The sequence below is a fragment of the Sedimentibacter sp. genome, assembly GCF_032080165.1.
Taxonomy (GTDB): domain Bacteria; phylum Bacillota; class Clostridia; order Tissierellales; family Sedimentibacteraceae; genus Sedimentibacter.
The window spans coordinates 18,799-33,289 of the sequence record NZ_DAMASY010000005.1; the positions used below are offsets into that span (position 1 = coordinate 18,799).

General features: G+C 32.2%; 10 protein-coding genes. 9 read left to right on the forward strand and 1 reads right to left on the reverse strand.

Annotation, left to right across the window (positions count from 1 at the left end):
- The first annotated feature begins 655 nt into the window (after positions 1-655).
- The 7 genes from RT412_RS08360 (at position 656) to RT412_RS08390 (ending at position 10,572) form a co-directional block, all read left to right on the forward strand.
- Positions 656-2,059 carry an Eco57I restriction-modification methylase domain-containing protein gene (locus RT412_RS08360; protein ID WP_313413250.1) on the forward strand — a complete coding sequence of 468 codons (1,404 nt, stop codon included), beginning with the start codon at positions 656-658 and terminating at the stop codon, positions 2,057-2,059.
- 125 nt (positions 2,060-2,184) lie between these two features.
- A complete protein-coding gene (locus RT412_RS08365; RefSeq protein WP_313370958.1) occupies positions 2,185-4,341 on the forward strand; it encodes an ATP-binding protein in 2,157 nt (718 codons plus the stop codon).
- Positions 4,334-4,933, forward strand: a complete 600-nt coding sequence (locus RT412_RS08370) for a hypothetical protein (protein WP_313370956.1) — start codon at positions 4,334-4,336, stop codon at positions 4,931-4,933. Before RT412_RS08365 ends, RT412_RS08370 begins: the two co-directional genes overlap by 8 nt.
- On the forward strand, positions 4,923-5,558 hold the full coding sequence (locus RT412_RS08375; protein ID WP_313370954.1) for an HNH endonuclease: 636 nt from the start codon (positions 4,923-4,925) through the stop codon (positions 5,556-5,558). The genes RT412_RS08370 and RT412_RS08375 overlap by 11 nt, the downstream gene beginning before the upstream one ends.
- 385 nt (positions 5,559-5,943) lie before the next feature.
- On the forward strand, positions 5,944-7,338 hold the full coding sequence (locus RT412_RS08380) for a PIN-like domain-containing protein (RefSeq protein ID WP_313370952.1): 1,395 nt from the start codon (positions 5,944-5,946) through the stop codon (positions 7,336-7,338).
- An 858-nt stretch (positions 7,339-8,196) separates the two neighbouring features.
- Positions 8,197-9,282, forward strand: coding sequence for a virulence RhuM family protein (locus tag RT412_RS08385; protein ID WP_313413252.1), 1,086 nt, complete (start codon positions 8,197-8,199; stop codon positions 9,280-9,282).
- Positions 9,283-9,714: 432 nt separating this feature from the next.
- Positions 9,715-10,572 (forward strand): AraC family transcriptional regulator, encoded by an 858-nt coding sequence (locus tag RT412_RS08390; RefSeq protein ID WP_313339998.1) that lies wholly within the window; start codon positions 9,715-9,717, stop codon positions 10,570-10,572.
- A 48-nt stretch (positions 10,573-10,620) separates the two neighbouring features.
- Here the strand turns inward: RT412_RS08390 and RT412_RS08395 are convergent, their stop codons facing one another.
- On the reverse strand, positions 10,621-10,830 hold the full coding sequence (locus tag RT412_RS08395) for a DUF2922 domain-containing protein (protein WP_313340000.1): 210 nt from the start codon (positions 10,828-10,830) through the stop codon (positions 10,621-10,623).
- A 397-nt stretch (positions 10,831-11,227) separates the two neighbouring features.
- On the opposite strand from RT412_RS08395, the gene RT412_RS08400 reads away from it, so the two are divergent.
- Entirely contained in the window at positions 11,228-13,156 is a 1,929-nt protein-coding gene (locus tag RT412_RS08400) for a flavocytochrome c (protein ID WP_313340002.1), read from the forward strand.
- A 67-nt stretch (positions 13,157-13,223) separates the two neighbouring features.
- Positions 13,224-14,462, forward strand: a complete 1,239-nt coding sequence (locus RT412_RS08405; RefSeq protein ID WP_313340004.1) for an AraC family transcriptional regulator — start codon at positions 13,224-13,226, stop codon at positions 14,460-14,462.
- The last annotated feature ends 29 nt before the right edge of the window (positions 14,463-14,491 follow it).

The following is a 14,491-nucleotide window of genomic DNA, read 5'->3' on the forward strand; positions in this document are numbered from 1 at the left end:
GAAAAGGATTAACGATATTTTCTATCGTATGTTCATAAAAACAACCAATACTAAAAATTTCATATTGTTAATAGAATTTAATTAACATACGACGATTGATTTCTTACAAAAAAAAGAGTATAATTTGTGTATCAAATAGTTTATAATAGAATTCATTAACTATTTTTTTGTGGTTTGACAAGACTGACGAAAGAAAATATTTTTATAAAAGGAATTCTTATTTAAGACTATTATCTTAAATGTAGAAATAACCTGTAAAATAGATAAATTAATGTTATTAGAGAATATGACCAAAATAAATTCTGTATATTTGTAAATTTAAGTCTAGTACCAATGAATTTAACGTATTGGAAAAAGTTCTAAGCATTATATTAATGGCAATAAGAAGTAAAATATGTCATCATAAAAATTCACAAGTAGATTATAATTTGCAAAAATAGGAATTTGGATTAAATTGGTTTTACCTACATATCTTTATGTTATTCTATTGAAGTGTGTGAAGAAGGATATGTTTTGGACTTTTTTATTAATTAACAAATACATAATTGAGCTACAAATCTTTATTGTTTTAAGCTAACAATTATCGAAATATGTTAGCCATTATTAGAGGTGTTTATTTGAGAATAAATTATTGTAGAAAGGCAGGAGATAAATAGTGATTAAGAAATGTCAGGTCTTTACTCCTGCACAAAATGTTAGTGAGCTTTTAGACTATGTGGGATATATTTCAAATTTATCAGGGAAAAAAGTGATTGAAAATGCATGTGGTGATGGAAATATATTAACGGAAATTGTGAGAAGGTATATAATAGATGCTCTTACTCAGAATAAAAAGATTGAGGAGATTCGTCAAGGATTACAATCTGATGTTTATGGAATTGAAATTGATGAGGTACATTATAAAAATTGCATTAATAACCTAACATATGTTGCTGAGTCTTTTAATATTTTTAATGTAAAGTGGAATGTATTTAATGGGGATTTTTTGAAACAAAATTATGTAAATATGTTTGATTTTGTCATCGGCAACCCTCCATATATCACTTACCGAGATTTAGATGATGAAACTAGAAATTTCTTGAGGGAAAATTATATTTCTTGTAGGCATGGTAAATTTGATTATTGCTATGCATTTATAGAGGCTAGTATTATTTGTTTAAAGCAAACTGGAAAATTAGCGTATTTAATACCAAGCAGCATTTTTAAGAATGTGTTTGCTCAAGAGCTTAGAGAAATGATTTTGCCAAGTACTGTAAAAGTTATTGACTATACTACTCAAAAGTTATTTGAAAAAAAGCTCACATCTTCTGCAATTTTAATATGCCACTGTGGAGAGGCCGTCTCAAATATTGTGTATAAGGATGTAGCAAGAAATAGAGAGTATCAGATTTCAAAAAACAGTTTGGTAGGTAAATGGGTTTTTTCTAGCATTGCACAAAATAGTAAGAATAAAAAGTTTGGCGATTACTTTACAGCTGCTATTAGTATTGCAACTTTATTAAATGAAGCATATATACTTAAGAATTTTACTGAAGAAAATGAGTATATAATTATTGATGAATATAAGATAGAAAGAGAACTTATTAGAGATGGAGTAAGTCCTAGAACGTTAAATTATAATAAAACAGAGTGTATTTTATTTCCTTATAAATACGATAACAATAAATTAATTAGATATACGCAAAAAGAATTTGAAGAAAATTTTCCAGAAGCAACGCGTTATTTAAGGTCTTATGCCAAGGAATTAAATGCAAGAAAATCTGATAAAGGTTGTGAATGGTTTGAATATGGCCGTAGCCAAGCATTAGCGCATTTAAACCAACCTAAGCTTCTTTTATCCACTATTGTAACAAAAGAAGTGAAAGTATATGAACTTACAAAAGAATGTATTCCCTATTCTGGAATATACATAGTACCTAAGGGAAATTGTTCACTTAAGAAAGCGAAAGAGATTCTAGAAAGTGACGATTTTTTACTATATGTTAAAGGAATCGGTATTAATGCAAGTGGAAGTTCTTTACGAATTACTGCTGTCGATATTAATAATTATACGTTATAATAAATTTGTAATTGTATTTGTTTTAAATTATGCTTATGGTTAATTAATATATACTTTAGGTATTGGCAATAATACTACCAATTAAGAATTCATTAATAGATTTTTCTCATTAAAGGAGGAACTACATGGAACAGCTTAAATATATAATTGAGGACAGTACAATTGCAGAATTATTAGGAGTACAAAATTTCACGAATCAAGAATCTGCTATATTAGAGTTGGTAAAAAATGCATTTGATGCTCAAGCTACAAAGCTTGAAATTATTTTTTGTGATGATGAATTAATTATAAGAGATAATGGAACAGGTATGAATTCAGAGGATATTAAACAACATTGGATGCATGTAGGCAAAAGTGATAAAGATTACGAAATTATAGATAAAAATAATAAAAAAAGGGTACTTGCTGGTTCAAAAGGTATTGGTAGGTTTGCGTTGTCTCGTCTTGGTTCATCAATAAGGTTATATTCTCAGAAAAGCAATTCAGAAGATAAATCGGTCTTTTGGACTACTGATTGGAATAAAAGCCTATTGCAAGAACAAGAAATTCTTAATAGTTGCGGTACTGAAATTATAATTAGTAAATTAAGAGACAAATGGAATAAAACAAGTATATATAAATTATCTAGGTATCTTTCGAGGACTTATAATGATAGTTTAATGAAAATTAATATCAAATTTGAAAATGAATTTTTAGAAGTCCAAAAGTACTTTGTTGAACCTAAAATAGGATATAACTGTACAAGTAAAATAAATTTGAAATATTTGTCTAATACGAGCAGTTTAATATGTACTATTAGCACTGATGAATTTTTACCAGAAGCGATAAAGTACTGTAAAGATATTAATCTGACTCTTTTTAATACTACAGTCGATATTTATAATGAATTGGTAAATGACAAAGATATAAACTTATCGGATAAAGAATTGGAAAAGGCTCTTAAAGATTTAGGAAAGTTTGATGCGGAGCTCTATTTTAGCTTAAAAGAACCATCATCTAAAGATGTTGAAAAATTTCTGTATAAATATAATATATTGATAGGAAGATATGAATCTGGAATAATTTTGTATAGAAATTCCTTTAGCATTTCGTCTTATGATGGTACTAAGGACTGGATTGGTCTCGGAAAAAGGTCAAGGCTTTCACCAGCTGCTGCATCTCATCCGACAGGTTCATGGCGCGTTAGAGAAAATCAACTCGCTGGAAAGGTCGAAATTGATAAGAAAGAGAATTATTTATTAGAGGACTTATCTAACAGACAAGGATTAAATGAAAATATATATTTTGAGATTTTTGTTAAAATATTAGATATTGGTATTGCTACTTTTGAGAGATATCGTCAGTCAATTATACGTAAGATAAACACTAAGAATATCGTTGATGTTCCTGATGAGAAGAAAGTTGTTGATAAAGTAATTAAGAATCCTAACCTTATTAAGGATTTGTCTTCTGACGAAGTTAGTAAATTTATTTCAGAGGTTATAGAATACAAGAAAGAAAATTTAGACTTTAAAAAGGAAATTCATAATACTGAGGAACGATATAAATATGATATACGCATTCTAAATGTTTTAGCTACTTCTGGATTAAAAGCAACTTCTATTGCACATGAAATGCATAATGATAGAAACAGTGTAGCAGATAATTGTGATGCAATTATTGAAGCAATGAGAGAATTTGGAATATGGGAGTTTGTCAATGAAAGTGAAAGAACAAAATATGCCTATTCAAACATTCCAGAACTTATAGAAAAAAATCGACGTGTTAATAAAAAGATCATTTCTTTTATGGATACTATGCTTGCTGAAGTTGAAAAGAGTCAGTTCTTTGCTGAAGAACATAATGTCTATACACTACTGAATGATATAAAAAAAGTATGGGAAAGAGATTATGCATGGATTAAAATAGATTTATTTTTGTCTGATTCTACGTTTTATGTTTTACCAGAAGATGTTCTAAAAGTAATATTTGATAATTTAATACTAAATAGCATTCAACAAAATGACGATAAAAATCACTTAAATATTTTTATTAAAGCTTTTTGTAATAGTGGTAATTTAGTGTTCGAGTATAAAGATAACGGAAAAGGGCTAAACAAAAAATACCAAGACAACCCAATGAAGATACTTGAAGTGCACGAAACATCTAGAAAACGCGGTCATGGTCTTGGTATGTGGATTGTAAATAATACTGTTGTAATGTCGGGCGGCGAAGTAAAGAAAATCGAGGGTGTAGATGGATTCAATATTCAATTTACATTAGGAGGGAAATACGATGGATGAAATGAAATTAGTATATATAGATGATGAATTAGATTCTAATATATCTAGATATCTCGCAAAAGAATATACGAATGTAGATTTTAAAATTCAATATAATGAAGTCCATTTTAAAAGTGCAGAAGGTTATGATTCGCTTATTTCTAATCCCCATGTTATTGAGGCTAATATAATTTTGATTGACTCAAAATTGTTTGAGAATGATCGCGCTGATACAGGAAAATTTTCTGGTGAAGAATTTAAAATGATTTTAAAAAAAGTTTTTCCTTTTATAGAGGTAATAGTAATTACTCAAAATGATTTAGAAGTAGATTATGGTACAATATCGAAGTATCGTGGAGATGCATCAGAAACTCCACTTAAATACTATGCAAAAAAGTTGAAAAACGAGTTGGATAAAGCAATTAAGAATATAACAATATATAGAAACATTGCTACCAAACTCAAATCAAATGAAGGTATTGACAAAGTGTTAATTGAGAAAATTATTAGCTCGTTAGATGGTGTTTCAACGTATGATGAACTAACAACTAAAGATATCGACGAAATAATTTCGGCATTTAAGGAATTGCAGAGGGATTTAGATGGTGAATGATTATAGAAATACAGAATATTGTCCTACATTAACTGAAATATCTTCTAAGAAAAATGTTTTGAAGACAAAGATATGTGAAGAACATCCACGAGTCAGAATTATTTATAATCAAGTAAAAGATACGGATGGCTGCTATAAGTCCCAGTTTATGCAAATTTACAATTATAAATGTAGCTATTGTGGGAATTCTATCGAAAATATTGGCACAGTTCTATTTGAGGTAGACCACTATATATGTGAGTCATCATTTACTTCAAAAGAAGAAGCTGGTAAAATAGAGAATTTGGTTTTAGCATGTTATGATTGTAATAGGTCAAAAAGTAATTATTTAATTAAAGATGAATACGTTGAAACATTAAACCCTGACCTTGAGAAAATAAAAGATGTTTTTTACAGAGATGAACTATATTATATTATTATTTCTGATGAATATAAAGATGACCAATTTATTATAGATTTTCATAAAAAATTGAAATTAGGATATCAAACCCGACGATTAGATTATCTGCTTATGAATATGAGGGGATTGTGCGAAAAGTTAGATGGACATCCTAAAGTGGAGAAACTTAATGTTGCACTTAGAAAGCTACAGAAAAAAAGAAATTTGATTATTTATAAAGACTAAAAACTGGACAAGTCTACCTTTTGCTTAGTGACTACCAGCTTCAAATGACATTTATTATTGTCTATAAACCGAACGTTTAATATGCGGTGCAGCTTGAATAGAATTATAACAAATAATGATACATTATGACTATGTTATGAAAGGGTAGATGCATGTTGGACAATATAAACAAATTAATTGGGATTTGAAAGAAATTATATGCAAATAGTAAAGAAACATAGTGAAATAAAACAAATATATTTATTTGGTTCTAAAGTATGCATAAAAATCAGACAAAATGAGATGGAAGTATATATCATGATTATGATAGTATGTTGGAAAATTTAAACTTACAGAAGTATCTTGCAGATGATATAAAACGGGAATAAAACTTAAGGGGACAACCATGGATAAAAATAGCACAAAAGAATTTAAGAGAATTTGGAACGAAGGGATAATATCGGTTGATACGTCAGCATTGATTTTTCTGCAAGAATGTAATGCGGAGTTAGCTAAGTATGTAATGGATACGTTATTGTTTGCTGAAGATCGCATTTGGATAACGCCTCAAGTTGCCCAATGTGAAATGGTTAAAAATTTTAGTTATTCAGACAATAATGATTATGGTTCTATAGGAAGACTTAATAAATTTCAAAAGACTCTTACTAATAGTGTTACAAAAATCGATAATGTGTTTATAACCCTCTCTAATGAACTTCGAGAGGAAGGACACGAATTATTGGCTGATGTGATCACTTCTGCTAATACAAATGAACTATTTTATTCAATGCTTTCAGAGTTTAATACTAGAGCTAAGGAAACATCAGATGAGAATAGAAAATTTATTCAATCAGGATTAGTTAAGATTTTTCAACATGAACTGTGTAAGAAAACATCAAATGTATTTAACGATGAAGAAATAGCTCAAATAAAAGAAGAAGGGATACAAAGATATGAGAATAAAATTCCACCTGGATATTGCGACCATAAAAAAGACGATAATGAGTTTGGTGATTTGATTGTTTGGAAAGAATTGTTACAGAAGTCGAAACTAACTAAAAGACCAATACTATTTATTACTAGAGATAAAAAAGAAGATTGGTTTTCATTAGAAGGAAATAGTATTATAGATGTAAGAGGTGAATTGTTACAAGAAGCTAAAAAATTTGGAGCAGTAATACATATTCTTTACTTTAACGATTTTGTTTCATTGAGTGCGGGGATGGTAAGTAAGGATATAAGTAACTTAATTAATATTCTGGAACGTAATGACGAATTAGTTATACAAATTGAAGACTACATTCACAGTAATATGTATGGAGAAATTCAAGATGAATTATCCAATGTAGCAAATTCAGAATATAACTCAGATTTTGTCATGATTGATTGTATTGAATCTGTTGATATTAATAACTCGATTTTTGAAGTTTTTGATGATTATGTTGAAATTGAATGCCAAGTAAAGTTTGAAGCTTCTGTTGATCATAATTATCATTATGATAGCAGAGAAGAAAATATTGAACTTAGCGGATCGATGGTGGCAATAGTAGATGCAAGAGTTACTATTGAAATATTATCAGGGCAGCATGATGAGAACAATAAGATGCTTGATACTGATTCAACAGAAATTGAATTTGGTCAACTGGAAGTCATAAGTTCATCAGATCCACTGGGTCATGATGATATAGAACCATACTATGAAGATGATTACGATGAAGAGTATGGACCAAACTATGATGAAGACAATGAACTAGATTACGATCAAGATGGAGAATTTAACTATGAATCTTATTATAACTAAGAGTAGAATGAATAAAATGTTTTTAATGAATAGATTATCTAAATATTGTTTAAGAAATTTATGTGGTTAATTTATTGATGGGATTGTGGTTATAAAGACCAGATTTTGAAGTGTGAGGAAGGGCTCAGCGAATAGTTGGATTAGTATATTATTTTAGCTTATGTTTTTGAGCCACCTAAAATGACTTTTTAGACAAAGCTTTGAAACTACGGGAGGTTTAGAGTTTTATTGCATACAATTTTTACTTGCTGGTAAAGTTGTAGTAACATTATAAGGTGCTGAATAGAAAGTATGACACTTCTAAAATATAAGTGTGAAGGTGAAAGTTAGAAGGTTTGGATTTTAGTGAACTATTTTCGAGAATAGCACTCTTCCACCAAGGAACCGGTGGATTTTTATGACATCATTATTGTCTATTCAAGGCATGTGGAGACCGTGATTCTGATGCATAAGAAAACAATTAATTCATTAGAGAAATAAATAATAGAAATATGCTGAGATTGAGGATATGAGAGTGAAAGACTTTTATATCCTTATTTTTCTTGCAAAAGTTTATAAATTATAGTACAATAATGTGAGAACATACATTCGACTGATACGGAAGTCTGATTTAAATAAAATTACAAAGTAAAAATATTTAAGGGGAATGAATTTGTGCAACAGGTTGTTGCACAAATTCCGTGGCGAACAAATCTTATGTAGAATCGCACGGCTGGTTCAAGGATATAACTGACGAGAAACAGGATTATTAGATTTTTCGGAAAGCAGAGCCATGCTAATACAATATAAGAAATTGACATTTACGCCTGCTGAATTTATAATGAAAGCGTAAATGCCAAGGGTTGGAGACAATTGATTATGAAATTTGATGATAGAGAAACAAAAATCAAAAAACTAGAAGAGCAAAGAAATAAAGCGATTAAAAGTTTGACAGACTATAAGGAAAGTAATCTGCCTGTTTCCGCAGCGGCAGAATATCTGACATTTGTTGCCGGAAGTGGTGAAAGCTCCGTTGAAGTTCGTTACCAAGATGAAAATATATGGCTGACACAAAAAATGATGGCAGAACTGTATGGGGTTGATCGGTCTGTGATTACAAAACATTTAAAAAAGGTATTTTTGGATGATGAATTAGAGGAAGATTCAGTATGTGCAATTTTTGCACATACTGATAGTGACGAAAAAACATATAAAGTGAAATTCTATGCATTACAGGCTGTTATTGCTGTTGGATTTAAGATTGATAATCAAAGAGCTGTGCAATTCCGTAAATGGATCATCACAATCGCAAAAGATTACACAATAAAAGGCTTTGTCATGGATGATGAACGGTTTAAACTTGGGCACAAATTGACGAATCAATATTTTGAAGAACAGCTTGTCAGAATTCGTGAAATTCGTGAATCTGAGCGTATGTTCTATCAAAAAGTTACAGATATTTATTCAACAGCTATCGATTATGACAAATCATCCAAGACAACAAAAGAATTTTTTAAAAAGGTGCAAAACAAACTACATTATGCCGTTCATCGACATACGGCAGCAGAAATAATTACGGAGAGAGCAGATGCGGATCGAAAGAATATGGGATTGACAACTTGGAAATCGGAACCAGAAGGAAAAATTCAAAAATTCGATGTTTCCATTGCCAAAAACTATTTAACGGAAAAAGAAATTGACTTTTTGAATCGCTTAGTTTCAATGTATCTGGATTATGCAGAAGTACAAGCGGAGAATAACATTCCGATGACAATGGAAGATTGGTCAAATCGCTTGGATGGTTTTATAGAGTTCAACGGAAGAGACTTGTTGATGGATGCAGGGAAAATATCAGCAGAACAGGCAAAACTTTATGCCGAAACACAATTTGAAAAATACGGCATTGTGCAAGACCAATTATTCAAGAGTGATTTTGATCTGTTTTTAGAAAGTTACGATGAGTAATTATCTACAAAGTACACGCTTTATGGAGATTTAAGTCAATTACATTTGGTATAAGGTTGGAAATATACTCTGCCACCAAGGTGGTATCAGGTCTTATGGTCATCAGAATCACAGCAACAAGGCACGTGGAGACCGTAATTTTGATGTATAGGGTAAATCTATAAGGTGAGAGAAAGTCTTTGGTTAGTCATATATGGAAAGCGTAGTAAAAGAGACGCCTAAATACTCTGTCTTAGAAGTTTGTATAGAAATGTTATCAATTTTGACAAGAAAGATGAAATGACAGCAAGAATACTTGATAAAGCAGTTGAATTATATATTAAAACAGAAGAGTATCCAAGAGAAAAAGAACAGACAAATTTTTGCACAAAAAGTCGGGAAGGCAAACTCCTAATATTCTATAATTGAATACACAGGCAGGAGGTGATTGATATGAGATGGACAGAATGCATCAGTGATGCGATAAGCTTTATTGAAGAAAATATTACTGAAGAAATCACAATAGATGATATAGCAAAAAAAGTGTATATTTCACCTTTTTATTTTCAAAAGGGTTTTGCTATGCTATGTGATTTTACGGTGGGTGATTATATCAGATATCGCAGGTTGGCTCTTGCGGGCAGTGAAATTGCTGCAAACGATAATAAAATCATAGATATTGCACTAAAATACGGTTATGATTCTCCTGATAGTTTCACAAAAGCATTTGTTCGTTTTCATGGATGCACACCGTCCGCTGTGCGAAAAGACGGAGCGAGTATTAAATCCTTTGCTCCGCTTTCGATCAAATTTACTTTAAAAGGAGGCTATTCTATGGATTACAAGATTGCAGAAAAAGACGAGTTCACCGTAGTTGGACTAAAAAGAACGTTCAAATACGAGAACGCAATGCAGGACGTACCAAAACTTTGGGGTGAGTTTCATCAGATGTCAGCGGGCAAGGCAATATGCCCAATGTACGGCATTAATGCTGATGAATCCATGCAGGGTAATGAGTTTGAGTATCTCATAGCTGATAATTATAATCCCGCTATGGATATTCCGGATGGATTTGTAACCAAGGTTATTCCAAAATTTACATGGGCAGTATTTTCCTGCAAAGGTGCAATGCCGCAAGTAATGCAGGACGTGAACAAAAAGATTTACTCAGAGTGGTTACCAAATTGCAAGGATTACGAAATAGCAGCGGGATACTGTATCGAGATGTATGAAGATCCTGCTAAGTACGAATGTGGAGTGCAGGACGAGAACTATTACAGTGAAATGTGGATTCCTGTAAAGAAAAAGTAAGCGATTTGGAAGAGTTTACAGGGGGCTTGTCCGCCCCCTATATTTTATTTAGAATAATTTGTTTGTCATAATTGTTATGATTTCCGCGGATGCCTTTTCTCTCAGGCCGCCTTTTATATCAAGTGCGTCTGCGGCAATTATATCATCCATAACAGTACTTACTTGTACTGCCGTCAATTCATCCAATGGATCATCTATATTACAGGAGAGGGTACTTCCTTCCGCACATTTGAAGGACATAGTCAGCTTTGTGGACATTGCATCATCCCCTTGCCTTCAGATTCATATTGATTATTCCTCTAAAAGCGTATATTCTTCATGCTTGATAATATTCGTAAGAGAATGCTTTTGGAGAGAAGCAGCTTTTTTCGCAATGTCAAGCAATACTTCATATTCAGCTGTTTCGAGTCTGAAACAAGGTGTCTGTTTTTTTCAGAACGGTGTATTTTATGGACATTGCTATTATTATATTCTTCAACATATCAGTTGTTACAGCTTGTTTTTTTATGTTTGCAATATTTTATATTTCAGTTATTATTAGATATGGTTAACTATTAATTATTTCTGACCTTTCTAAAGTTTTTAGCACTTGTGCAAAACATTAATTATGATAAGATTTAATTAGTTAATATTTTATCAATCAAGGGAGGAAAAAATGTTTAGAAAAGGTATTGCGTTATTGTTATGTGTATTGATGTTATTTTCGCTTGGAGCATGCAATAAAGGCACAAATGCTCCGTCGAATGATGCACCTTCAAACGGTACACTGTTTAATCCGGGTACTTACGAAGGAACAGCTGAAGGCTTCAACGGCAATATAACTGTTGCTGTAACCGTAAGTGAAAATAAAATTGAAAGTATTGAAATTAAAGATCATAAAGAAAGTATAGGGGTCTCAGATCCCGCATTTAATACATTGCCGGACAGAATTATTGAAAAACAAACGGTAGCTGTAGATACAATTTCCGGATGTACCGCATCAAGCAAGGGAATTTTAGAAGCCGCAAAAATGGCACTGTTAGCTGCGGGAGCAGCAGAGGCAGATATAACCAAGGCTCCGTCACCGGACGAAGAAAGAGTTCAGCAAGCTTTAAACTATGAAGCCGATGTTGTAATTATAGGAGCAGGAGGAGCCGGCATGTCAGCAGCATACGAAGCATTACAAGCAGGCGGCACGGTTGTTATTTTGGAGAAAACAGGTTCTATAGGAGGAAATACAATTGCGGCAGGCAGTGCAATGAATGCAGCTGATCCTGAAAGGCAAAAGAATATGACAATGAATGATTCGGAAATGAGAAAAATTCAGGAATTGTTAGAATTAGAGCCGGTTGATGATTATATGTCTGCTTGGCAGAAATCTGTCAAGTCAGATTTAGACGCATATATAGCCAGCGGAAGCACATACTTATATGACTCACCTGATTTGCATAAGCTTCAGACTTATGTGGGAGGAGACTATGTTGGTAATCCGGTGCTGATTGATAAATATGCCGAAGGAGCAGTAGAAAGTGTTAAATTATTAGAAGAGATAGGTACTGTATGGAAGGATGACCTCACTGCGGCTATCGGTGCTACATGGAATCGAAGCCATATGCCTACAGGTGATGTTTGGGGACCTAAGGGCGCTTCATTTGTATTGCCACAGGCAGCAAAGGTTGAAGAAATGGGCGGAGAAGTTAAGCTTAACCATAAGGTTGAGCATATTATTTCTGAAGAAGGCAAGGTTGTTGGAGTAAAAGGCGTAACAAGTGACGGAGATACTTTTGAAGCAAGAGCGAAAAAAGGTGTAATCATAGCTACAGGAGGCTTTGGAGCCAATGTTGAAATGAGACAGAAATATAATGAATTCTGGCCTAATTTAGATGAAAGTGTTAAAACAACAAATGTGTCTTCTGCTACAGGGGACGGAATAACAATGGCGTTGGAAGCAGATGCAAATTTAGTAGGTATGGAATGGATACAAATGCTGACTAATGCAGATAAACAAGACTTTTCTGCAGCTATAAACAACATTGTATATGTAAATGCCGAGGGTAAAAGATATGTTAAGGAAGACGGAAGAAGAGATGAAATAGCTTCAGCAACTCTGGATCAGACGGGGAGCTATTGCTACTGGATTACGGACACTCAGGAAGCTGACGAGCGTTTGGGCGGTGTCACTTATGCCGGCTTTGTAATTAATGATTTAATTGATGGTAAATTGATGTATAAAGCTGATACGATAGAAGAATTGGCTGAGCAATTAAACATTGATCCGGCAACATTACAGGAAACATTGGATAAATACAATGCTGCTGTTGATAAAGGTGTCGATGAAGAATTTGGCAGAAAGGTTTTTGGTAATAAGATAGAAAAGGGACCATATTATGCAAATTATGTTACACCGAAGGTGCACCATACAATGGGTGGTATAGAAATTAATGAAAAGGCACAAGTAATTAATTCTTCTGGACAGGTTATTGAAGGCTTATATGCAGCCGGTGAAGTTGCAGGCGGTATTCATGGAGCCAATCGTCTGGGCGGAAATGCTATTTCTGACATAGTTACATTCGGGCGTATAGCAGGCACAGAAATAATGAAATAATAAGCATTAAGTCTGAATAGGATCTTGCCATAATTGACAAGATCCTATTTGTAAGGAGTTGATAGCAATGTATTATGAAGTGACAGGAGATTCGAAAAATTCATATACCAGATTGGTTTTCTTAAATGAATTAGTTTCAGGTCAGAATATTGATTATGTAGACAACTTAATGACAAGAGAAAGAGAACATTCCTATGAATTCAGTCGTGATGATTGCTATGTATGTCTGACCGGACTGAAAAAGTCAGTTTATTCAGGCAAATACGGTGTAAGTACAAATCAATACATGCATATATATGTTGAATTTGAAAAGAAATTTTCAGAGCACATTAAAAAACGCGGATATGTGGGCGAAATTTTCTTGCATCTGTATGAGGATAAGCAAATTGTAATTATATTCAGCAAAAAAAACAGCACTGATATATTACCTTCTCAGATAGTTCAATATGCCCAGGATTGTCTTCAATTGATATATTGCGAGCATTTTTTGTATGATGGAGTTTATTGCAATCAGATATATTTTTGCGAAGAACCAACAAATCTTCATCAGATAGCAGCAGAACTTAAAAAGCTTATTGATTTATCAAAATTAAATTTTTTCTATATGGAACCGGTGGTTATAACTCATAAGAAAAAAGTTAAACTTCAAAGATTTAATACGGAAAGTGATATGCGCGAATTAAAGCAAAGTGTTATTTCAGCTATCAACAGCGGTAATTATGATGCATGCAAAAACCTCATTAAAGAATTAATGCTCAACAGGATAAAATTCAGTTTTGATTTTTATTCATTGCAAGACACAGCCTTGTTTTTAAAAAATTTCTACCTTGAATGTTGTATAGCATATGGGATTAATTTGCAGGATAACGTTGATTATCTTTTTGATTACTCCAATTATGAAAAAATAGAAACATTCACAGAAAAGCTTGTGTTATTATTTGAAAAAATTATTTATACAATAAATCAAAAAGATAAAAGATACAGTCAGTTAATACAAAAAACAATACGAATAATTAACACAAGCTTTCATAAAAGCGATATATCGGTGGCTTATCTTGCAAGCTATGTCAATGTCAGTCCATCCTATTTAAGCAGTATATTTAATCGTGAGGTAGAGATGAGTGTTTCACAATATCTGACGGAATTAAGGATCAGCAAGGCAAAACAATTGCTTGAGGAAACCAATATGTTGATATCCGATATTTCATTATCCGTCGGTTATTGCAACAAAAGATATTTTACTGATGTGTTCAAGAAAAAGGTAGGATGCACTCCTAAGGATTACAGGAGTACAATAATATGCTGACATATATTCCTTGACAAGAAATATATGTC

Excerpts from the sequence above, each read along its gene's own strand:
- RT412_RS08395 (WP_313340000.1), bottom strand. The coding sequence starts at position 10,830 with ATGTCCACAAAGCTGACTATGTCCTTCAAATGTGCGGAAGGAAGTACC.
- RT412_RS08370 (WP_313370956.1), top strand. The coding sequence starts at position 4,334 with ATGGATGAAATGAAATTAGTATATATAGATGATGAATTAGATTCTAAT.
- RT412_RS08405 (WP_313340004.1), top strand. The coding sequence starts at position 13,224 with ATGTATTATGAAGTGACAGGAGATTCGAAAAATTCATATACCAGATTG.
- RT412_RS08365 (WP_313370958.1), top strand. The coding sequence starts at position 2,185 with ATGGAACAGCTTAAATATATAATTGAGGACAGTACAATTGCAGAATTA.
- RT412_RS08380 (WP_313370952.1), top strand. The coding sequence starts at position 5,944 with ATGGATAAAAATAGCACAAAAGAATTTAAGAGAATTTGGAACGAAGGG.
- RT412_RS08400 (WP_313340002.1), top strand. The coding sequence starts at position 11,228 with ATGTTTAGAAAAGGTATTGCGTTATTGTTATGTGTATTGATGTTATTT.
- RT412_RS08390 (WP_313339998.1), top strand. The coding sequence starts at position 9,715 with ATGAGATGGACAGAATGCATCAGTGATGCGATAAGCTTTATTGAAGAA.
- RT412_RS08385 (WP_313413252.1), top strand. The coding sequence starts at position 8,197 with ATGAAATTTGATGATAGAGAAACAAAAATCAAAAAACTAGAAGAGCAA.
- RT412_RS08375 (WP_313370954.1), top strand. The coding sequence starts at position 4,923 with ATGGTGAATGATTATAGAAATACAGAATATTGTCCTACATTAACTGAA.